The sequence below is a fragment of the Psychrobacter sp. CR212 genome (assembly GCF_059693765.1).
In genome coordinates, this window is the sequence record NZ_JCATIF010000001.1 from 1 (window position 1) to 22,712 (window position 22,712).

The 22,712-nt window shown below is 43.5% G+C and carries 15 protein-coding genes and 1 tRNA gene; 15 read left to right on the plus strand and 1 reads right to left on the minus strand.

From position 1 onward, the window contains the following. Positions 1 to 411: 411 nt before the first annotated feature. The 10 genes from AC58CZ_RS00005 to AC58CZ_RS00050 all read left to right on the plus strand — a co-directional run bounded on the left by AC58CZ_RS00005 (position 412) and on the right by AC58CZ_RS00050 (position 14,293). Positions 412 to 487 (plus strand) — tRNA-Trp (locus tag AC58CZ_RS00005). A 51-nt stretch (positions 488 to 538) separates the two neighbouring features. Further along, entirely contained in the window at positions 539 to 1,024 is a 486-nt protein-coding gene (gene secE, locus AC58CZ_RS00010) for a preprotein translocase subunit SecE (protein WP_494223735.1), read from the plus strand. A 71-nt stretch (positions 1,025 to 1,095) separates the two neighbouring features. Next, the gene (gene nusG / locus AC58CZ_RS00015; protein WP_071002919.1) at positions 1,096 to 1,626 is read left to right on the plus strand and encodes a transcription termination/antitermination protein NusG; all 531 of its coding nucleotides are present in this window, start codon (positions 1,096 to 1,098) and stop codon (positions 1,624 to 1,626) included. A gap of 90 nt (positions 1,627 to 1,716) precedes the next feature. Next, the gene (gene rplK, locus AC58CZ_RS00020; RefSeq protein WP_071002920.1) at positions 1,717 to 2,148 is read left to right on the plus strand and encodes a 50S ribosomal protein L11; all 432 of its coding nucleotides are present in this window, start codon (positions 1,717 to 1,719) and stop codon (positions 2,146 to 2,148) included. Next, positions 2,148 to 2,849 carry a 50S ribosomal protein L1 gene (gene rplA, locus AC58CZ_RS00025; RefSeq protein WP_071002921.1) on the plus strand — a complete coding sequence of 234 codons (702 nt, stop codon included), beginning with the start codon at positions 2,148 to 2,150 and terminating at the stop codon, positions 2,847 to 2,849. Before rplK ends, rplA begins: the two co-directional genes overlap by 1 nt. 475 nt (positions 2,850 to 3,324) lie before the next feature. Beyond that, the gene (gene rplJ, locus AC58CZ_RS00030; RefSeq protein WP_071002922.1) at positions 3,325 to 3,852 is read left to right on the plus strand and encodes a 50S ribosomal protein L10; all 528 of its coding nucleotides are present in this window, start codon (positions 3,325 to 3,327) and stop codon (positions 3,850 to 3,852) included. Positions 3,853 to 3,978: 126 nt separating this feature from the next. Beyond that, entirely contained in the window at positions 3,979 to 4,353 is a 375-nt protein-coding gene (gene rplL / locus AC58CZ_RS00035) for a 50S ribosomal protein L7/L12 (protein WP_093071059.1), read from the plus strand. Positions 4,354 to 5,115: 762 nt separating this feature from the next. Continuing rightward, positions 5,116 to 9,234 carry a DNA-directed RNA polymerase subunit beta gene (gene rpoB / locus AC58CZ_RS00040; RefSeq protein ID WP_494223734.1) on the plus strand — a complete coding sequence of 1,373 codons (4,119 nt, stop codon included), beginning with the start codon at positions 5,116 to 5,118 and terminating at the stop codon, positions 9,232 to 9,234. Between the two features lie 151 nt (positions 9,235 to 9,385). Continuing rightward, positions 9,386 to 13,603, plus strand: coding sequence for a DNA-directed RNA polymerase subunit beta' (gene rpoC, locus AC58CZ_RS00045; RefSeq protein WP_494223733.1), 4,218 nt, complete (start codon positions 9,386 to 9,388; stop codon positions 13,601 to 13,603). Positions 13,604 to 13,768: 165 nt separating this feature from the next. Beyond that, positions 13,769 to 14,293: a DUF6586 family protein gene (locus tag AC58CZ_RS00050; RefSeq protein WP_494223732.1), complete on the plus strand. Its 525-nt coding sequence runs from the start codon at positions 13,769 to 13,771 to the stop codon at positions 14,291 to 14,293. Positions 14,294 to 14,393: 100 nt separating this feature from the next. Here AC58CZ_RS00050 and AC58CZ_RS00055 read toward each other — a convergent pair whose 3' ends face one another. Then, positions 14,394 to 17,042 carry a PBP1A family penicillin-binding protein gene (locus AC58CZ_RS00055; protein WP_494223731.1) on the minus strand — a complete coding sequence of 883 codons (2,649 nt, stop codon included), beginning with the start codon at positions 17,040 to 17,042 and terminating at the stop codon, positions 14,394 to 14,396. A gap of 192 nt (positions 17,043 to 17,234) precedes the next feature. On the opposite strand from AC58CZ_RS00055, the gene pilM reads away from it, so the two are divergent. The 5 genes from pilM to AC58CZ_RS00080 are packed head-to-tail and all read left to right on the plus strand — an operon-like array spanning position 17,235 to position 22,601. Continuing rightward, complete coding sequence (pilM, locus tag AC58CZ_RS00060; RefSeq protein ID WP_071002928.1) at positions 17,235 to 18,290, plus strand: type IV pilus assembly protein PilM; 1,056 nt, start codon at positions 17,235 to 17,237, stop codon at positions 18,288 to 18,290. Then, positions 18,290 to 18,940: a PilN domain-containing protein gene (locus AC58CZ_RS00065; RefSeq protein WP_071002929.1), complete on the plus strand. Its 651-nt coding sequence runs from the start codon at positions 18,290 to 18,292 to the stop codon at positions 18,938 to 18,940. The genes pilM and AC58CZ_RS00065 overlap by 1 nt, the downstream gene beginning before the upstream one ends. Then, positions 18,937 to 19,671: a type IV pilus inner membrane component PilO gene (locus AC58CZ_RS00070; RefSeq protein ID WP_071002930.1), complete on the plus strand. Its 735-nt coding sequence runs from the start codon at positions 18,937 to 18,939 to the stop codon at positions 19,669 to 19,671. Before AC58CZ_RS00065 ends, AC58CZ_RS00070 begins: the two co-directional genes overlap by 4 nt. Continuing rightward, entirely contained in the window at positions 19,671 to 20,204 is a 534-nt protein-coding gene (locus AC58CZ_RS00075) for a pilus assembly protein PilP (RefSeq protein ID WP_058025948.1), read from the plus strand. The genes AC58CZ_RS00070 and AC58CZ_RS00075 overlap by 1 nt, the downstream gene beginning before the upstream one ends. A 27-nt stretch (positions 20,205 to 20,231) precedes the next feature. Continuing rightward, positions 20,232 to 22,601 carry a type IV pilus secretin PilQ gene (locus AC58CZ_RS00080; RefSeq protein ID WP_494223730.1) on the plus strand — a complete coding sequence of 790 codons (2,370 nt, stop codon included), beginning with the start codon at positions 20,232 to 20,234 and terminating at the stop codon, positions 22,599 to 22,601. Positions 22,602 to 22,712 lie beyond the last annotated feature (111 nt).

Consider the following 22,712-nt stretch of genomic DNA (forward strand, 5'->3'; position numbering starts at 1 on the left):
GTACTGTAGGCGCTGGTGTTGTTGCTAACGTATTGAACTAAGACTTAAGTCTCAGTAATGAGATTATGAATTAGTCATAAAAAAGCCATCCTATCTAGGGTGGCTTTTTTTTTTGGAGGTAAATAGGGGTATTTGCAGCCTTAGATCTAAGCTTTGGTAAAATGGTTCTTTTGATGGAGTGACTTTTGATACTGGCTATTTATTTATAATGCACTGTATTGAAATTTGCCGCATAGCTTGCTATATTAGCGCTGCATTTAACGTGTATGGTTAATATAAACCATAACGAGAAAGCCTATAATTAATATAGTGACTTTTGATAGATGTAATATCAGGTAAAAATTAACAATTTTACCGCCAAAGGCTTGCATTCTATGCTGGATATTGTATAATGCTGTCCTTTACACCCATAGGCGATTGGCTCAATTGGTAGAGCATCGGTCTCCAAAACCGAGGGTTGTAGGTTCGAGTCCTACATCGCCTGCCATCTTCTTATCTCATCTTTGTTGTACCCCATCATCTCCGAAGCGAGTTCTTTATGAGCAATAATCAAGATAACCTCGAGACTAAGTTATCTGATGCCAAGGCGGTTGCTGGTGGAATGCTGTCTAAAAATAAGCACATCTCAGCGAGCGGTACTTCTGCTGTTGAAGTTGCTAAGACTGGCTCAATCAAAGATTTGATTTTGTGGCTACTTGCCGCAATTGTTTTGATCGGTGCGACTCTCGTTAATCAATATCTACCAGGCTATTGGCAACCTGCCAACGATGTCTGGGTACGTATTGGTATTATTGTTGCACTTGTTGTATTTGCATTAATTTGCTTGGCGCTGACGCATCAAGGTCGTGCTTTTAAAATATTATTAAGAGACGCAGGTGTTGAGCTTCGCCGAGTGACATGGCCAGGTAAAGACGAAACCTTTCATTACACATGGCAAGTCATTGTCGTGATCGGAATTGTTGGGTTTTTTATTTGGTTATTAGATAATTTCTTTAATTGGTTCGTTGGTATCTTTATCGGTTAATAGCACGTATTAGTGACTATTAACGAGAGATTTACTTATAACGACTTATTTATAATGATCAGGAGCGTGATATGCGTTGGTATATTGTCCAAGCGTTTTCAGGATATGAAAAACAAGTACAACGTTCGTTAACTGATCGTATTAACCGTAGTGACTTTGCTGAGTCATTCGGTGATGTACTGGTTCCTACTGAAGAAGTCGTCGAAATGAAAGACGGCAAAAAGCGTAAGAGTGAGCGTAAATTCTTTCCAGGTTATGTATTGATTCAGATGGAGATGAACGATAATACTTGGCATATCGTAAAAGATTGCCCTCGTATTATGGGCTTCGTCGGTGGCACGCCTGAGATGCCTGCACCGATTACGCAAGTAGAAGCTGATCGCATTTTAAACCGTTTGAACCAGACTGAAACTGACCCACGTCCTAAGACGCTATTTGAGCCAGGCGAAGAGTTATTGGTTATCGATGGTCCATTTACTGACTTTAAAGGGTTGGTAGAAAAAGTGGATTATGAGAAGTCTAAACTACATTTAACGGTAAACGTATTTAATCGACCTACGCAGGTTGAGCTTGAGTTTAGTAAAGTTGAAAAACTAGACTAAATCAGCAAAAAGTTCATCAACCGGGGAGCTGTTAGTCAACCAGGTATATATCACGTTGATTTGGCGCTATCACCCATTTAGGAGAGTATCATGGCTAAGAAGATTGATGGTTACATCAAACTGCAAGTGCCTGCAGGCAAAGCAAATCCTTCACCACCGATTGGTCCAGCTTTGGGTCAAAAAGGCGTGAACATCATGGCGTTCTGTAAAGAATTTAACGCTGCGACCTCAGGCCAGGAGCCAGGTCTACCGATCCCAACTGAGATCACAGTATATAACGATAAATCTTTTACCTTCATCATGAAGTCACCACCAGCTGCGTACTTACTACGTAAAGCTGCTGGCATCGCTAAAGGTTCAGGTACACCGAACACTGCTAAAGTCGGTAAAGTGGACCGTGCACAACTAGAAGAAATCGTTAAGACTAAGAATGCAGACTTAACGGCTGCTGATCTTGACGCTGCTGTCCGTACCATCGCTGGTACTGCACGTTCAATGGGTATTACCGTGGAGGGTGTATAATGTCTAAGCTAACCAAACGTCAAAAAGAAATTCAAAGCCGTGTTGATAACGAAAAACAATACACGCTAGAAGAAGCCGTTCAAATCCTAAACGATTTGCCAGCGCTAAAATTCAAAGAGTCTATCGACATTGCAGTAAACTTGGGCGTTGACCCACGTAAATCTGATCAAGTCGTTCGCGGTGCAACCAATCTACCTGCTGGTACTGGTAAAACCAAACGCGTTGCTGTATTTGCTCAAGGCGCTGCTGCTGAAGCCGCTAAAGAAGCTGGTGCAGACATCGTTGGTTTTGAAGACCTAGCAGAAGAAATCAAAGCCGGTAACATGGACTTTGATGTTGTGATCGCAGCTCCTGATGCTATGCGTGTTGTTGGTCAATTGGGTACGATCCTAGGCCCACGTGGCCTAATGCCTAACCCTAAAGTTGGTACAGTAACACCAAACGTTGCTGAAGCTGTGACTAATGCGAAAGCGGGTCAGGCTCAATACCGTGTTGATAAAGCTGGTATTATCCATGCAACTATCGGCCAAGTTGGTTTCACTGCTGAGCAAATCGAGCAAAACGCGCAAGCGATTCTTTCTGATTTAAAGCGTGCTAAGCCTGCTACTTCTAAAGGTACTTTTATCAAAAAAATCACCTTGTCTAGCACGATGGGCCCTGGTCTAACGATCGACGCTGTTCCTTATCGTACTGCAAAATAATTGAAGTCTCTATTTTTGAGTACTTGAACTTCAAGTATTTTGAATGATGAGCACATACTATATTTAAAATATTAGGTCAGCGTAGTATTTGCTACGCTGTCTAAGACCGTAGGTAGAGAGTGGTTTAGCGTCATAAGTAACAATTTTCGAATGGTTAAATATGACACTGAGTCACTTTTGTTAATCGACGACAGATGAAAATCTTAGTTGTCCTACGCAGACGGTGGCCCACACAGTTTAAGACACGAGCGAATAAGGCGGTAAGGTTATTTATATAATCTTCAAACTATTACTCAACGTCATTCTGATAACGGTGCCGTAATCAGTCGTTACCAGTAGATGCTTTTTTTATTAATTGAATCCGCTGGTAATGTGTCGTATCAAGTCAGTCCTAGCTTGAAATTTAAGCTTGCAGAAATTTCGATTTTTAGCGCTTTTATGATAAGCAGATTGATAAGATTAAAGGAGTCAACTTATGGCATTAACGCTAGAGCAAAAACAACAAGTTGTGGCTGAAGTGTCTGAAGTTGCTGCTAATGCTTACTCAGCAGTAGCTGCCGAATATCACGGTATTGGTGTTGCACAGCTTACTCAGCTTCGCGTACAAGCCCGTGAAAAAGGCGTCGTTTTGAAAGTGGTAAAAAATACCCTGGCAAAACGCGCTTTTGAAGGCACTAAGTTTGAGAGCATGTCAGACCGTATGACTGGTCCACTACTTTTGGCTTTCTCTATGGAAGATTTGGGATCTGCCGCTCGAGTCGTTTTCGACTTTAGCAAAGATAACAAAGCTTTAGAGACCAAATTAGTATCAGTCGGTGGTGAAGTTTATGGTCCAGAAGAGCTAGAGCGCGTATCGAAGCTACCAACTCGCGACGAAGCAATCTCTATCTTGATGGCTACTATGAATGCACCAGTGACCAAGCTTGTCCAGACTATGAACGCTGTTCCTGGCAAGTTCGTTCGCACTGTAGCGGCAATCAAAGACGCAAAAGAAGCTGCTTAATTGCTTGTTTTAACGTAACTTTGACATCGCTGGTTGTACTGTATTGCCAATTCTATTTGTATATTTGGCAAACGACCAAAGCGATATTAAAATCAATTAATTTTTATCAGATAACGGAGAGTTCTCATGGCACTATCTAAAGAAGATGTGTTAAACGCAATCGCTGAAATGTCAGTAATGGACATCGTTGAGCTAATCAGCGATATGGAAGAAAAATTCGGCGTAACTGCTGCTGTTGCTGCTGCTGCACCTGTTGCTGCTGCTGGTGGCGCTGCTGCTGCTGAAGAAAAAGACGAGTTTGACGTTGTTCTTGCTAGCTTCGGCGACAAGAAAGTTGGCGTAATTAAAGCCGTACGTGAAGCAACTGGTCTTGGCCTAAAAGAAGCGAAAGATTTGGTTGAAGGCGCTCCAGCTCCAATCAAAGAAGGCGCATCTAAAGCTGAAGCTGAAGAGTTGAAAAAGAAACTTGAAGAAGCTGGTGCAACTGTTGAACTAAAATAAGTTTAACACTGTACAGAAAAAAAGCTGGTAATGCCTTGCATTGCCAGCTTTTTTTTATTATAATTCGTAGCTTGACCTTTTGTGTCTGCCAACATACGTATGCATTAACGGTGGATACCCATCAAAAGGACAGACGATATACATGCAAGTACACATACCAGTTTTTAAAATCAGTTAATATCAGCTAAACGTCTGTAGATGTTTGGCATTTTTTTGTGTCTGCATGCTTTCCTATCAACACTATAGTTTATACTGATTCTTAAAGTTATAGTTACCCCGATTATTAATCCTGAAAAAAGCGGTATTCTGAAAAAGCTGGTGATCATAAGTTGCCTACTTGATGTGGCATGACTGTCGATATTAAGTCTTATAGACAGTTTGCATGTGTAGGGAACATAGTTCGGTAATAAGCAGTCTAGATGGCAAGTGGCTTATATGCAATCTTAATAGACGTTATTTTCCAGCAATGTATTTGTAAATTAAGCCTCATAGGCAATGCATTATAGATTATATAATATTGAATTTTTTGGTTGCAACAGTCATATAGATTGATTCACTTACCATGAATTTAGCAAGCAACGACGAGATTAAGTGAAGTGTGCTAGGTAAGCACTGATGAGTAAAGTAGTAATTGAAAGAAAAGACATGAACTGAACACGAAAACCCGTTTTATATTATCGTTTACGTCGCTAAGTGTGCATCGTATTTATGCATACTGGCCACGCTTTTAATTTGTTTCCACGTTTACTGTAAGGACTCTCGATGGCATATTCTTATACTGAAAAAAAGCGTATTCGCAAAAGTTTTGCTGAATTGCCCACTGTAATGGACGTTCCCTATTTACTGTCTATTCAAGTAGATTCTTATGAGCAATTTTTGCAAGAGCATAAAAAGCCAAAAGCTCGTGAGAATACTGGTTTGCAAGCTGCGTATTCCTCTATTTTCCCAATTGAGAGTCACTCTGGTAACGCCGAGTTACAATTTGTTGAGTACTATTTAGGTACGCCTGAATTTGATGAGCGTGAGTGTATCTTACGTGGTTCAACGTTTGCGGCGCCGATGCGTGTCAAAATCCGTTTGATCATCAAAGATAAAGATAGCAAAGATAAAGATAGCAAAGCTGCTATCAAAGATATCCGTGAGCAAAGCGTTTACATGGGCGAGATGCCTTTGATGACGGCGAACGGTACTTTCATTATTAATGGTACTGAGCGTGTTATCGTATCTCAGCTACATCGTTCACCTGGTGTGTTCTTTGACCATGATAAAGGTAAGTCGCATTCAAGTGGTAAAGTGCTTTATAACGCGCGTATCATCCCTTACCGTGGTTCATGGTTAGACTTTGAATTTGATGCAAAGGACTTAGTCTTTGCTCGTATTGACCGTCGCCGTAAGCTATTGGCTTCTATCATTCTACGTGCACTTGGCCTGACTACATCTGAAATTCTAGATTTGTTCTTTGATAAAGTCGCTGTTTATAAAGCTGAAGAGACGTTTGAAATTGATCTAGTTGCTGATCGTCTACGTGGCGAAATGGCGCAGTTTGATATCGTATCACCTGAAGGTGACGTTATTGTAGAGCAGGGCAAACGTATCAACGCACGCCGTATCCGTCAGCTTGAAGAAGCAGGTATGACGAAAATTGCGGTACCTGATGAGTATCTATATGAGCGTATTTTAGCTGAAGACATCGTTGTTAATGATGAAATCATCGCTAAAGCAAACACGCCAATCGACCACGAATTATTGGTGAAATTGAACTCATTTGAAGCCAGTGGTGCCATCAAAGAGTTTAGCATTCTGTTCACTAACGATATCGACCAAGGCAGCTATATTGCTGATACGCTACGTGCTGATAGCACGTCAAGCCGCGAAGAAGCATTGATCGAAATCTATAAAGTCATGCGTCCAGGTGAGCCACCAACGGTTGAAACGGCTGAGAAACTGTTTGAGAGCATGTTCTTCAACGCCGATCGTTATGACTTATCTAACGTCGGCCGTATGAAGTTCAACCGTCGTCTTGGTCTGCCATTTGAAAACACCGATGATCCAGACGTACAGCGCGAACGCAGTGTATTGACCAACGATGATATCGTTAATGTTCTAAAAGAACTTATCGAAATTCGTAACGGTCGCGGCGATGTCGATGATATTGACCATCTAGGTAACCGCCGTATTCGTTCAGTGGGTGAGATGGCAGAAAACCAATTCCGTGTTGGTCTAGTACGTGTTGAGCGTGCCGTAAAAGAGCGTTTGAGCTCAGCAGAGTCAGACAACTTGTCACCACAAGATTTGATTAACTCTAAGCCAGTAGCGGCTGCGGTTAAAGAGTTCTTTGGTTCAAGCCAGTTGTCACAGTTTATGGATCAGAACAACCCGTTGTCTGAAGTTACCCATAAGCGCCGTGTATCAGCGTTAGGACCTGGTGGTCTAACTCGTGAACGCGCAGGCTTTGAAGTACGTGACGTACATGATACGCATTATGGCCGTGTATGTCCTATTGAGACTCCTGAAGGTCCAAACATTGGTCTGATCAACTCACTAGCGACATTTGCTAAAACCAACAGCTTTGGTTTCTTAGAAACGCCATATCGCCGTGTGGTTGATGGTAAAGTGACTGATGAGATTGAATATCTATCGGCAATCGAAGAAGTCGGTACTGTTATTGCACAGGCCGACTCTCCGATGACTGAGGATGGCGCGTTATCTGACGAGATGGTCAGTGTGCGTAGCTATGGTGAATTTGTTCGTATGCCGCCAGAAAAAGTGACGCATATGGATGTATCACCAAGTCAGGTCGTATCGGTTGCAGCAGGTCTGATTCCGTTCCTAGAGCATGATGATGCTAACCGTGCCTTGATGGGCTCGAACATGCAGCGTCAGGCGGTTCCTACCCTGCGTGCTGATAAGCCATTGGTAGGTACCGGTATGGAGCGACACGTTGCTCGTGACTCAGGTGTTTGTGTCATCGCTAAGCGTGGCGGTGTAATTGAAGATGTTGATGCATCACGTATCGTGGTTCGTGTCAACGAAGACGAGATGGTTGCTGGTGAAGCGGGTATCGATATCTATAACTTGATCAAATACACGCGCTCTAACCAAAACACTTGTATCAACCAACGTATCATTGTTAACCAAGGTGACGAGATTGCTTTGGGTGATATCTTGGCTGATGGTCCATCAACGGATCTTGGTGAGCTAGCACTTGGTCAGAACATCCGCATCGCATTTATGCCGTGGAATGGTTACAACTTTGAAGATTCAATCTTACTATCTGAGAAAGTCGTAAAAGAAGATCGTTTCACTACGATTCATATCCAAGAATTGACTTGTGTGGCTCGTGATACCAAACTAGGTACAGAAGAGATCACGGCTGATATTCCAAACGTTGGTGAAGCAGCACTATCAAGTCTTGATGAAGCAGGTATCGTCTATATCGGTGCTGAAGTTGACGCTGGTGATATTCTCGTTGGTAAAGTGACGCCAAAAGGTGAAACGCAGCTAACGCCAGAAGAGAAACTACTACGCGCTATCTTTGGCGAAAAAGCGGCGGATGTGAAAGACACTTCACTACGCGTACCAACTTCAAGTAAAGGTACGGTTATTGATGTACAGGTCTTCACCCGTGATGGCGTTGAAAAAGACGCACGCGCAAGAGCGATTGAAAAATCGCAGCTTGATAGCTATCGCAAAGATTTGAAAGAAGAGCTACGTATCTTTGAAGAAGCAGCACGTGGCCGTATTGGTAATCTATTAGATGGCCAAAAAGTCAGCGGCGGTGCTGGTCTAAAAGCTGGTACGGTTATGGCATTGGCTGATATGAAAGATATGAGTCTTGAGACCTTGCTTGATATCCAGCCAGTTGAAGAAGAAATCTCTGAGCGTCTGACGCAAATCTCTGATTACTTGGTTGATAAGCAAAAAGATATTGATGTGAAGTTTGCTGAGAAAAAACGCAAATTGACTGCTGGTGATGACTTGCAACATGGCGTACAAAAAATCGTTAAAGTATATCTAGCGGTTAAGCGCCGTATTCAGCCTGGTGATAAGATGGCTGGTCGTCATGGTAACAAAGGTGTGGTATCGCGCATCATGCCAGTTGAAGACATGCCTTATGATGAAAATGGTAATACCGTTGACATCGTATTGAACCCACTTGGTGTACCATCTCGTATGAACATTGGTCAGGTTCTAGAGACGCATTTGGGTATGGCAGCGAAAGGATTGGGTGAGAAGATTGATGGTATGCTCAAATCTCAAGCAGCGATCAAAGAGCTACGTGACTTCTTGGACAAAATCTATAACCAAGTAGGCGGTGAGCAAGTTGATCTTGATAGTTTAAGTGATGATGACATCATGGCGCTAGCAGACAACTTACGTGGCGGTGTACCAATGGGCACAGCAGTATTTGACGGCGCAAGAGAAAGCCAAGTTAAAGATTTGCTTGAGCTTGCTGGTATGGATCGCGATGGTCAGCAGACGTTATATGATGGTCGTACAGGTCAGAAATTTGACCGTAAAGTGACCGTGGGTTACATGTACATGCTCAAGCTTAACCATTTGGTTGATGACAAAATGCATGCGCGTTCAACGGGTTCTTACTCTCTAGTCACGCAGCAGCCACTCGGCGGTAAAGCGCAGTTTGGTGGTCAGCGCTTCGGTGAGATGGAAGTGTGGGCACTAGAAGCATACGGCGCGACTTACACGTTGCAAGAAATGCTAACGGTGAAGTCGGATGACGTTGAAGGCCGTACTCGTATGTACAAAAACATCGTTGATGGTGAGCAGTATATGGATCCAGGCATGCCTGAGTCGTTCAACGTACTGACCAAAGAAATCAAATCATTGGGTATTAATATTGAGTTAAAACAAAGCAACTAGCCCGTTGTTTAACTTAGTTGTCCACTAAAGGCAGTATGTATTATGGCTGCTGCTTTTAGTGATTTGCCTCAACCCTATTCATTGCCTTCATTCATCTTATCTGCGTCAATGGTACGCTGTCAGATGATTATAAAGATAACGGAGAAGCAACTTGAAAGATTTACTCGATATCATGCAAAGCCCTACCGGCAACGGTAATACAGAGTTTGATAGCATTCAAATTACTCTAGCCTCACCTGACGTCATCAAGTCATGGTCGCACGGCGAAGTAAAAAAACCTGAAACCATCAACTATCGCACGTTCAAACCTGAGCGTGATGGTCTTTTTTGTGCCAAAATCTTTGGCCCAGTAAAAGATTTTGAATGTCTATGTGGTAAATATAAGCGCCGTAAGTTCCAAGGCGTTATCTGCGAAAAATGTGGTGTTGAAGTCACCACTGCGAAAGTTCGTCGTGACCGCATGGGTCATATTGACCTAGCCAGTCCTGTGGCGCACATTTGGTTCCTAAAATCACTACCAAGCCGCATCGGTCTATTGCTAGACATGACATTGCGCGATATTGAGCGCGTCCTATATTTTGAAAGCTACATCGTGACTGATCCTGGTCTGACTTCTTTAGAGAAGTATCAGTTGCTTGATGATGAAGATTATTACAAAGCACTTGAAGAGTTTGGCGACGAGTTCACTGCCAAGATGGGTGCGGAAGCTGTCCAAGACCTATTGAAAGATATCGATATGGATCTTGAAATTGATGAGCTGCGTGAAGCGATTCCACAAACAGGTTCTGAGACCAAGCTTAAGAAGATGTCTAAGCGTCTTAAATTATTAGAAGCATTCCGTGACTCTAATAACAAGCCTGAGTGGATGGTAATGAATATCTTGCCAGTACTACCACCAGACTTGCGCCCTTTAGTACCGCTAGAAGGTGGTCGTTTTGCGACGTCAGATCTAAACGATCTATATCGCCGTGTGATCAACCGTAACAACCGTCTTAAGCGTCTGCTTGAGCTGAGCGCACCTGATATCATCGTACGTAACGAAAAACGTATGTTGCAAGAGTCAGTGGATGCGTTGCTTGATAACGGTCGTCGCGGTCGTGCCATCACTGGTAGTAACAAGCGTCCATTGAAATCTTTGGCTGATATGATCAAAGGTAAGCAAGGTCGTTTCCGTCAGAACTTACTTGGTAAGCGTGTCGATTACTCTGGTCGTTCGGTTATCGTTGTAGGCCCAACACTACGTTTACATCAGTGTGGTCTACCGAAGAAAATGGCTCTAGAATTATTCAAGCCATTTACTTATAACAAACTATTGTCTCATGGTTTAGCGACTACGATTAAAGCTGCCAAAAAGATGGTAGAGCGTGAAGAGCCACAAGTGTGGGATATGCTGGCCATGGTTATCCGTGAGCATCCAGTACTTCTCAACCGTGCGCCAACACTTCACCGTTTGGGTTTACAGGCATTTGAGCCAGTATTGATCGAAGGTAAAGCCATCCAGTTGCATCCGCTTGTTTGTACCGCATTCAACGCCGATTTCGATGGTGACCAAATGGCTGTACACGTGCCGTTGACCCTAGAAGCACAGCTTGAATCACGTGCCTTAATGATGTCTACCAACAACATCTTGTCACCTGCGAACGGCGATCCAATCATCGTACCATCGCAGGATGTTGTACTAGGTCTATATTACATCAGTCGCTCGTCTATCAATGCCAAAGGCGAAGGCATGATATTTTCGACCGTCAACGAAGCTTTGCGTGCAATTGGTTCAAACGATTTGCACGTAAACGCCAAGATCAAAGTGCGTGTTACTGAGACGCAAATTGATGAAGAGGGTAACGAGACCAAAGAAACCAGTATCAAAGATACGGTTGCTGGTCGTCTGCTTATTTGGAACATCATGCCTAAAGGTATGACGTTTGATGAGTGTAACCAAGAGATGACGAAGAAAAATATCTCTCGTTTGATCAACTCTTGCTACCGTAAAGTCGGCGTCAAAGAAAGTGTTATGTTTGCTGACCAATTGATGTATCTTGGTTTTGCTCAAGCAACGCTATCTGGTGTATCTATCGGTATCGATGATATGGTCATTCCACCACTGAAAAAGCAAATCATCGAAGTGGCAGAAGGCGAAGTTCGTGAAATCGAAGATCAATTTGAGCAAGGCTTTGTGACCGCTGGTGAGCGCTATAATAAAGTCGTTGATATCTGGTCACGTACCAATGACAAAGTCGCTAAGGCGATGATGGATAATTTGGCAACAGATAAAGTTATCAATGCGCAAGGCGAAGAAGACGAGCAGAAGTCATTCAACTCGATCTTTATCATGTCGGATTCTGGCGCTCGTGGTAGTGCGGCACAGATTCGTCAGTTGGCCGGTATGCGCGGTTTGATGGCGAAACCAGATGGCTCAATCATTGAGACACCAATTAAAGCGAACTTCCGTGAAGGTTTGACCGTACTACAGTACTTCATCTCAACTCACGGTGCACGTAAAGGTCTAGCGGATACAGCACTAAAAACAGCTAACTCAGGTTACCTAACTCGTCGCCTAGTTGATGTGGCGCAAGATTTGGTGATCACGAGTGATGACTGTGGTACTGAAGAAGGCCTACTCATGAAGCCACATATCCAAGGTGGTGAAATCATTGAGAAATTAGGCGAGCTAGTACTTGGTCGTGTAACTGCACGTGATGTGACGTATAACGATGATGCTGATAAAGTATTGGTTCCAGCCGGTACTTTGATTGATGAGTATTGGGTTAACGTCCTTGACAGCAACGCGATCGATGATATCTGGGTACGTTCGGTGATTACTTGTGATGTTGAGCATGGTGTGTGTTCACAGTGTTATGGTCGTGACCTTGCACGTGGTCATAAAGTGAACATCGGTGAGTCAGTTGGTGTTATGGCCGCTCAGTCTATCGGTGAGCCAGGTACTCAGTTGACCATGCGTACGTTCCACGTGGGCGGGGCCGCGAGTTCAGCATCTGTGGACAACAGTATCTCTGTACGTAATGCTGGTCAAGCACACTTTGAGAACATGAAAACGGTACAGCATACTGATGGTCACTTAGTCATCGTATCGCGTTCAGCTGAAATCGCGTTGACTGATGAGCTTGGCCGTGAGCGTGAGCGCTATAAAGTACCGTACGGTTCAAGCGTTCTTGTAAAAGACGAAGAGCAGGTTGAAAGCGGTCAAACCATCGCTAAATGGGATCCGCATACCCATCCAATTATCACAGAATTTGCTGGTACAGCACGTTTCAGTGATATCGTTGATGGTTCAACGGCGACCGTTAAGGTTGATGATGCCACTGGTATGAGCTCGTTTGAGATTCTAGCGACTCGTGACCGTTCAAGCTCAGCAAAAGACTTACGTCCTGCGATTATCTTGAACACTGATGAAGGTAAAGAAGTGGTTTACTTCTTACCAGCTGAAACCATCATCCGCGTGAGCGATGGTGAGAAGGTTGCAGCAGGTTCGATTCTAGGCCGTGTACCACAAGCATCTTCTGGTACAAAAGATATTACCGGTGGTCTACCACGTGTTGCTGATCTATTCGAAGCACGTCGTCCAAAAGATCACGCCATCATGGCAGAAATGACTGGTGTCGTAAGCTTTGGTAAAGAGACTAAAGGTAAGAACCGCTTTATCATTACTAATGAAGATGGTGAAGTACATGAAGAGCTAATCCCGAAATGGCGTCAAATCAACGTCTTTGAAAACGAGACGGTAGCACGTGGTGAAGTGATCGCTGATGGTCCACAGAACCCACATGATATCTTACGTTTGAAAGGTCAGACGGCACTTGCTGATTATATCGTCAACGAAGTACAGGACGTTTATCGCTTGCAGGGTGTAAAAATCAACGATAAGCATATCGAAGTTATCATTCGTCAGATGCTCCGTAAAGTTGAGATTACTGATGGCGGCGATTCAAGTCACTTCAAAGGTGATCAGGTCGAGTATGCAGATATCAAAGCGTTGAATGCGAAACTAGAAGCGGAAGATAAATTCCCAGTACAGTTCGAGCGTCAATTACTAGGTATCACTAAAGCAAGTCTGGCAACTGAAAGCTTTATCTCAGCGGCTTCTTTTCAGGAAACCACCCGTGTACTAACTGCGGCTGCTGTGACTGGTAAAGTGGATGAGCTACGTGGTCTGAAAGAAAACGTGGTCGTTGGTCGCTTGATTCCTGCAGGTACGGGTCTTGCTTATCACAAGGCACGTAAAGAGAAAGCGGATCAGAAGCTACAAGACAGTGATCTAAATGCAGCGTTTGATATGACAGCAAGCACTGACAGCAAAGACTTTGCAAGCTTTGATGAAGCCTTTGCTCAAGAGTTAAATCAAAATAATTAATCGTATTGAGTATTTTGATCCATTCCCAATTTAAGAAAAAGCCAGCCTAAGTCGCTGGCTTTTTTGTGTGCATAAAAACTGAGAAAGGCATGGTGCTATTATCTAAAAAAATAGTACACTGGAAAACAAGCCTCAATTTACTATCTATAGAAGGATAAGTCGCAAATGGCAGGTAAAACTCGCGTTGCCAAATATCAAGCAGATCGTACCAATCAAAAACTGTATTTTTGTCGTCTATCCTGCCAAACAGCAGGTAATACTAGCGATAAGCAGTTATATCAAGCCCATTGCGAAACCGCTATTTTTCATTTATATGGTGCGTTGCTGGCATTCACTCAAGAGCTGGGTCATTTTTATAGTTTAAATATGACCGCACCAACTTTGTCAGATATTGAGCAAGCACTAAGCGAGCGCACGCAGGTATCTCCTGAGATTCAGCGCTTGCAGCAATTACAGCAGCAAGGCTTTATTGCCAATATAGAGCGCGCTTATCAGCGTTGTCTCTATGCGGTACCACCAGATACGGTTGTGGATGAAAAACCAAGTAGCGATTTATCTGCGCCCGACCTTATTGTGAATGTCGTTACTTTGTCAAATCAATGGTTACCTGATGAGGCAACGATAAGAGAATGGCGTAATCAGCTTTTAGAGCTGATCGAGCAACTACGTGCAGGGATGGTTGAGTTTTAGCAGGATGAGTCTATTCGAAATATAATATCTACAAAAAAGGCTTATTCAGTGATGACTGAACAAGCCTTTCTTTATATCGGTAGCTAGAGATACCAGTAGATTATTCTGGCATCGGGGGCATACGCTGAACTGGTGTGACCGATAAAGGGTTTTGCGGCACGCTATCGTTACTACGGCTATTGTTTGCTTGAGCTACTGCTGAGTTGTTAGTATCTGTAGTTGGTTCAGGTAGGGTCGGCTTACGCTGCTGAGTTTGAGTCTTGACCGGTTTTGCTGGTGCGCTATTATCAGAGATGTCGTCATCATCAGTTATAATACCATCATCGGTCATTTCTATAATTTGCTGTTGCTGCTTTTTAGATTTTGAGCGGTTATTGATAGACACCCATTGGTTTGGTGTGTCTTTGAGCTGAGCTTTCATAAAGTCCATCCAGACGGGCAGGGCAGCCACACCACCATACTCTCGGCGACCCATAGATGTTGGCTGATCAAACCCCATCCATACAACCGTTGCATTGGTAGGATGAAACCCTGCAAACCAAGCGTCTTTCGCTTCGTTGGTTGTACCGGTTTTGCCGCCAATATCATCACGGCCTAAGGCTTTTGCTCGTACTGCAGTGCCACGTTGCACCACATCACGTAAAATATCTGCCATTTCAAATGCTACTCTAGGCTTTAATATCCTTGGTGCTTGTTTGGCTGCTATGTATTGTACAACAGGTGCTTTTAGGCGATCTGATTGTGGACCAGCGTCATAGACAGTAAGATCGATTGCTTCATCCGTTTCTTCTACATTTTCACTATTTTCTAGCTCTGTGCTCTCGTTAGCTGATTCTTCAGTAGTACTGTTTTCGTCTACTAATGATTTGTTATATTCTTCTATCAGGTTTTTATTAACCGCTTCAAGTTGCTCATTGAAGCATAAGGCGCAAGCCTGAAGTGGATTAGCCTGAAATAATAACTCATTTTTATAGTTATAAATTTGCTCAATAAAGTAAGGTTGTACGCGGTGACCACCATTTGCAAAGGTTGAATACGCCGTTGCCATTTGCAATGGGGTTGCTTGTCCTGCCCCTAGAGCCAGCGATAAAGTTGTTGGTAGTTTTTCTTTGTCTAGGCCGAACTCATCTAAGAGGTTGCGCGCATCAGAGATACCAATGGCTTGTAGGAGACGGATAGAAACCAAGTTGCGAGATAAATACAAACCACGACGTAAGGTAATGTCACCTAAGAAACGTTCATCAGAGTTTTTAGGTTTCCAGTCGCCTACTTGAATAGGGCGATCAGAGACGATACTGTCTGGGCGGTAGCCCTTTTCCAAAGCGGCGGTATAGACCAATGGTTTGATGGTTGAGCCAGGTTGGCGCCATCCTTGTAAGGCTCGGTTGAATTTACTGTGTTTGAAATCAAAACCGCCTACTAATGCATTAACTGCGCCGGTTTCTGGATTTAATGAAACCAGACTACCTTGTATTTTGGGTATCTGCCCTAGTTGCCAATTACCATTTGCGGTAGGTATCACGCGGACAATATCGTTTTTGCTCACTATTTGGCTAGCATTATTAGGATAGTAACCGATACGATTGGCAGAGATGTATTTGCGTGCCCAGCTCATGCCAGACCAATTGACCGTTACACTTTCACCAGACTGTAATATCGCTTCAAAACTACGAGAGTTGACTTTGGTAACTTTGGCAGGAGACATATTGCTATAGTGTTGAAAGTTTTCGAGAGGCTCGTCATTTGCCTCTGCACCGCGCCATCCATGACGATGCTCATAAGCAATCAGCCCAGTTAATATGGCCGCTTCTGCATCGGTTTGTGCCTTACTATCGACCGTGAGACGAACGCGCCAACCACTGTGCATGACTTGCTCACCATAGCGCTCGACTAGAGTCGCACGCGTCATTTCTGCCAAATAGGGCATATTAACGTCGAGTTTTTCTTGATATAGCTTAATGCCAACGGGGGAGTTAACGGCCTCATCATACTGAGCTTTTGTGATATAGCCAAGCTCATGCATACGGCCAATAATCCAGTTACGCCGAGTCAACGCGCGGCTAGGATTGGCAACAGGATTATATTTAGAAGGGGCTTTTGGTAAACCGGCAAGCATTGCCATTTCAGCAATAGTGAGGTTATCTAGCGATTTACTATAGTATTTTTTGGCAGCGGCGCGGATACCATAAGCGCCTTCGCCCAAATAAATCTTATTGACATATAAAGTCAAAATATCATTTTTACTCAGCTCGTCTTCGATTTTACGTGCTAAAAATAATTCCGTCAGTTTGCGGTTTAGTGTGCGCTCAGGACTTAAAAAATAATTTTTGGCGACCTGCATCGTAATAGTTGAGCCACCAGTCTGACTGTCATCATCAGTCACCACTTCAGTGACCGCGCGCCCAAGACCTTTGATACTGATGCCACTATGCTGAAAGAATGAAGCATCTTCTGCCGCTAAAAAAGCGTGAGTCAAATGTTCAGGAATTTCATCAAATGTGACTGGTAACGATAAACGATTGCCGTATTGGCCGATTAATTTGTCATCGCTACTATAAATCTGCAATGGCATTTCTAAATTGGCAGTTTTTATCTCTTGAATACTTGGCAAAGTTGGCGATAAATACATCGCCATCCCATAAAAACCAATAGGTACAGCAAGCGCTAAGATAACTGCCAATGCTAGGCAAGCGACAAAAAGTCCCACCAAGAAATGAATGAGACGAGCGGTAGCATTTTTTTTGGCCATAATAAGACTTATTCATTAGAATTTGTAGCGGATAACTTATTATACCTTGAACAAAATCAACAGGTCATAATAAATGTGTAAGTAGGCCTTAATATATTTTTAAACGCTTGAATCTATCAATTAAGTAAAGTATTGTATTCAATTATTACAAATAACTATCAGATTGTACACTTAATATAAGGTATAGAGTTTGTGAGGCTATTTACTTCAAAAAGTCGACATTTGATTGGTGTGGATATTTGTGCCACTTCAGTAAAAATAGTGGACATACAGCGTCAACAAGGCATGTTCCACCTAAAATCCTACGGTATTGAGAGACTACCAGAAGGTGTAGTCGTCGACAAACTCCTAGTTGATACAGAGGCGGTTGGCAACATTATAGCGAGTCTAGCAAGACGTTGCCAAGTTGCGGGTAGCAATGCTGCAACGGCCGTATCAGGATCTGCCGTCATCACCAAAATTATTGATATGGATATGATGCTAAGCGATGTTGAGCGTGAAGCACAAATACGTTTGGATGCTGATCAATATGTGCCTTATCCATTAGAAGATGTCAATTTAGATTTTGAGGTGCTAGGTCCATCTTTAGTGAGTGAGGACATGGTACAAGTACTACTTGCGGCCTCTCGCTCAGAAAACGTTGATCAGCGTGTTGATGCGTTGGCCTTTGGTGGTATGCAAACCAAGGTTATGGATATCGAATCACATGCGATAGAGCGTGCTTTTGGACTAATGGCAGACAATCTGCCAAATATGCCAGAACTGGTCGCTTTGGTTGATATCGGCCATAATCAAACCACTTTATATATCGCAAAAAATGGTGAGTTCATTTATAGTCGCGAGCAATTGTTTGGTGGTGTTCAGTTAACAGAAGCGATTCAAAACCGGTATGGGTTGTCAGCTGAAGAAGCAACGCTGAGCAAACGTGAGCGCACATTGCCTGATGACTACTATCCTGAAGTTTTGACCCCTTTTATAGAAAATACCATTCAGCAAATCACTCGCTCCTTACAATTTTACTTCTCCTCAAGTCAGTATAGCAGTATTGATCACGTGGTACTTGCGGGTGGTAGTAGCTCCATTGCAGGTCTTGCTGGGATGGCACAACAAAAACTCGGTGTAAGCGTTAGTGTTGCCAATCCGTTTACCAATATGACCATTGCGCCTAATATTGATAATGAGCAATTGACCATTGACGCGCCAGGATTAATGGCTGCATGCGGTCTTGCGTTAAGGAGCTTTGACTAATGGCTCGTATTAACCTTTTACCTTGGCGACAAGAAGAGCGCGAGCGTCGTAACAAAGAGTTTATGACTCTGATCGTTGCGGTGACTTTGCTCACTTTATTGGCGGCCTTTGCTTCATGGAGCTATTTTAACAATGAGCTTGATGAACAGCTTGATGCTAATGCTTTGATTGAACAAGAAAATGCACGCTTAGACACCGCATTGACTGAGATTGACAGTTTAGAGCAGCGCCGTGAAGATATTATCTCACGTATGCAGGTCATTCAAGACTTGCAAGGTCGGCGTCCTGTACCAGTACGTTTGTGGGATGATCTGGCAAGAGCGATTCCACCAGCGCTTTATCTAACCAATCTCAAACGCGAAGGCGATGTATTAACATTGACTGGTCTGGCTGATAACCCAAACATTGTATCTAGCTTAATTCGTAATTTGGACAGTAGTAAATGGATGGGTAACTCAGCAGTTAGTAATATTCAACAGAACATTAGCGCTTATGAAGCGGCCCCTGTACTGAATAACACCGTCACTACGGCTGGTGAGACACCACGTCCAGTCTATCCTGAAGACAGTTATGTACAGTTCGTGGTGACGACTAAAGTACAATCAGAAACGCCTGTCCCTGCGGAAGATGGTGTGGGAGGGGAGTTATGAAGCTTGTCCGTAAAAAAAGCCTGATCAAGACCAAAAAAATTGCTTCAAAACCAAAGAAGCAGTTTGATCTTAATGAATTTCGTCGCAGTTTTGAGTCACTAGACTCTGAGAACTATGGCAGCTGGCCGCTACCAGTGAAGGTGACGGTGATCGGTCTTATTATTACCTTTATAGCGGCCCTATCATGGGCGCTACCAATTAGTAGCAAAATCGATGAGATCAATGCTGCTGAAAGTCAGCAACAGACCTTGCTTGAAAGCTATCGTGAAAAAGAATCGCGCGCGCGTCACCTACAAGCCTATCAAGCACAGGTCGTTCAGATGGAAACGGAGTTTAATACCTTATTAGACCAGTTGCCAAAAGACACGCGTGTGTCAGAGCTGGTAGAAGGTATCAATATGACAGGTGTCGGTAGTAATATTCGTTTTCAAGACATCTCTGTCGAACCTGAGATTGAAAATGAATTTTTCATTGAGCAACCGATTCGCATTGCTGCTTTAGGTGAATATCATCAGTTTGGTAGTTTTATTAGTGGCCTTGCAGCACTGCCTCGTATCATCACCATGCACGATTTTGAGGTGAGTAATCCACAACCGAGCTTAGATGTTTTACCTGAGCTTAATCTAGTCTTGCAAACCAAAACCTATCGTTCAAAAGAAGCGACTCCTGAAGATGAAACGGCTCCTGCAGGTGATGCCGCCGCTACTGATGCAAATGCAGGAGGTAACTAATGAGTATGCAAAAACTACCCATGCTGTTGACTTTAAGTATCTCAGTGCTAGCGATGACTGGCTGTACGGATCGTATCGGTATGGCAGAGCAAGCGATGACTGACATCCGTAACCAGCCAGCGCAGCCTATCGAACCACCACCCAAAGCTGAACTAGTAGAAGACTTCGTCTATAGTGCAAGCTCACAGCGCAGCCCGTTTTTACCACCGAGCTTGGTGAATGTAGAGGGTCCTACCACTTCTATTGATGGCGTGCGCCCAGATATTACACGTGTAAAAGAACCACTTGAACAATACGAGTTATCGCAACTGGTTTTTCGAGGCGTAGTAGTGTCGCCTGAAGGTCAGCGATACGCATTGGTACAACGTCCTGATGGTTCAGTTGCTAGTGTGAAGGTAGGTGATTATCTTGGATTGAATGACGGCCGTATTGTTGAAATCACGCCGACCCAGATTAATTTGATTGAAATTGTGCCAGACAGCCGCGCTGGGTTTATTGAAAAACCCCAGTCGCTGGTATCCCCTATAAGCTAAGTCGGCAGATTTTTTGAGGAATAAATAATGACAGTACGCAATAACAAGGTAATGATGATGAGCAACCGTGTTTCTTCTGCTTTTGCCATTTCAGCACTGGCAGTCAGCATGGTGGCAGTAAGTAGTAGCGCCCACGCTGCACAGCGCATCAATAATGTGTCTGTAGTGCAAACTGCACCAGCAGTGACACAAATGCGTTTGGGGTTCACAGGTTTACCAGTATTGCCTGCAGCCTACCAGCTTGATGATCCTAGCCGCTTGGTATTAGACTTTGAACAAGTACAAAACGGTCTTGCCAGTCGTTTCAACGAATACAATATCGGTATGGTCAATGATGTCACCACTTTGAGTAGCGACAGTACGACGCGTCTTATCGTTGGCCTCAAGCAATCAGGCAATTATACAACAGCGATTGAGGGTAACGAGCTACTACTGACCATTACAGATCCTGATCGTCCAGTGATTACTAGTGACCCTGTACAAGATGTCCTTAATAACTCTAGCGGCATCACCACCACTGCAGTCGTCACGCCAATCGTCGAGACCAGCACGGTTCCTGTTGCGGCTGTCAGTACAAATAATACCGTCGTGGTAGAAAACGAAGTACCAGCCGATACGATGGTGGTGAGAGTTAACCCATTGTTGAACCCGCAACTTGCTTCGGCACAAGTGAGTAAGCAATACAGCTATGATGGTCTCAGCGCGGTCAATTTTTCGGCAGGTAATGATGGTGGCGGTAACGTCAGCATGGTACTTGCCAACGAAGCCATTCCGGTAGATGTACAACGCCAAGGTAATAAGCTTGTCGTACGTTTAACAGGCAGTACAGTCCCAAGAAACTTGCTACGTCGATTAAATATTAATAGTGGTCTGGTGAGTAGCATCGATACTAAAAACCAAGGAAAAAATGGTGTCATCACTATTAATATGTCTGATGATTACGAGTATCAAGCTTACCAATCGGGCAATCAGTTAAATATTAGTATTAGCAAGCCTGAGCTGCTACGTGAACCGACTCTTGAGGAGAGAGTATACAGCGGCGAGCCACTGTCTATGGAATTCCAAGACGTTGAAATTCGCAGTGTGTTAGATATTTTAGCGCAGTTTACCGAGATGAATATCGTTGCGAGTGATTCAGTCGCTGGTAACATCACCTTGCGTTTGATCAACGTGCCTTGGGATCAAGCACTCGATATTATTCTAAAAAGTAAAAATCTAGGCAAGCGCGAAAATGGTAATGTGATTTTGGTTGCGCCTTCTACTGAACTCGCTGAACAAGAAGCACGTGAGCTTGAAGCGCAGCAAGCTGTTCAATCTTATGCGCCATTACGTACTGAATATATTCGTTTGAGCTATGCAAAAGCACAAGATGTCCTGACTTTGATTTCTCAAGGAAGTGGCTCATCTGGTAGTAGCGGTATAGGGGGCACGAGCGGACTTACAAATCGTGGGAATGATAATAATACGTTGTTGTCGGATCGTGGTACGGTAACAGTTGATGAGCGTACCAATACCTTGATTGTCAAAGATGTGGCAAATAGCATTGAAAATATTCGTACCTTAATTAGCAAGATTGACATCCCTGTGCGTCAGGTTATGATTGAAGCGCGTATCGTTAGTGCCACTGACAGCTTTAGTAAAGAGATTGGGGTTCGCTGGGGAATCTTATCAAATGGTGCAGCCAATAATCGTAGCTTGTTGGTTGGTGGTAGTGATCAAACTTTGTGGGACTTAAAAGATTTTGACGTAGAAACCACGACTGTCAATGGACAAACGGTTTCTTATCCTTCATATGACATCAGCCGTCCTGATAACTTAAACGTTGATTTAGGGGTGGATAATCCAGCCGGTAGTATCGCTTTTGGCCTATTAAGTTTATCTGATGTGATGCTCGATCTTGAGTTGTCAGCATTGCAAGCAGACAATCGCGGTGAAGTCATCTCAACCCCGAAAGTTTTAACGGCCGACAAGCAAACCGCAAAAGTTTCTTCTGGTACCCAGATTCCTTATCAGGAAGCCTCAGCGAGCGGCGCAACCACAACCAGTTTTAGAGAAGCGGCACTGAGTTTAGAGGCGACGCCAAATATTACCCCTGATGGCAAAATTGGTCTGCAGTTACTTATTACTAACGGTACGCCGACTATTATCAACAATCAGGTGGCTATTTCCGAGGATTCTATCTCAACCAATGTGATCGTTGAAGATGGTCAAACGGTGGTATTGGGTGGGGTTTTTAGAAACCGTACTAACAACAATGTGGACAAAGTGCCGTTTTTAGGCGATTTACCATACATTGGCCGTGCATTCCGTAAAGATGTGCGCAATAACAATAAGGAAGAGCTGTTGATATTTGTCACACCAAAATTGATCAATGATGGTACAAGTCGCTTGAATTAATCATAAATTTGTTTATTATTCACTAAAAAAGTAAGCCTTAGTGCTTACTTTTTTTTGTGCATAAACTTAGCATCTTTAATATTGCGAGCTATATGCATGGATTAATGGACG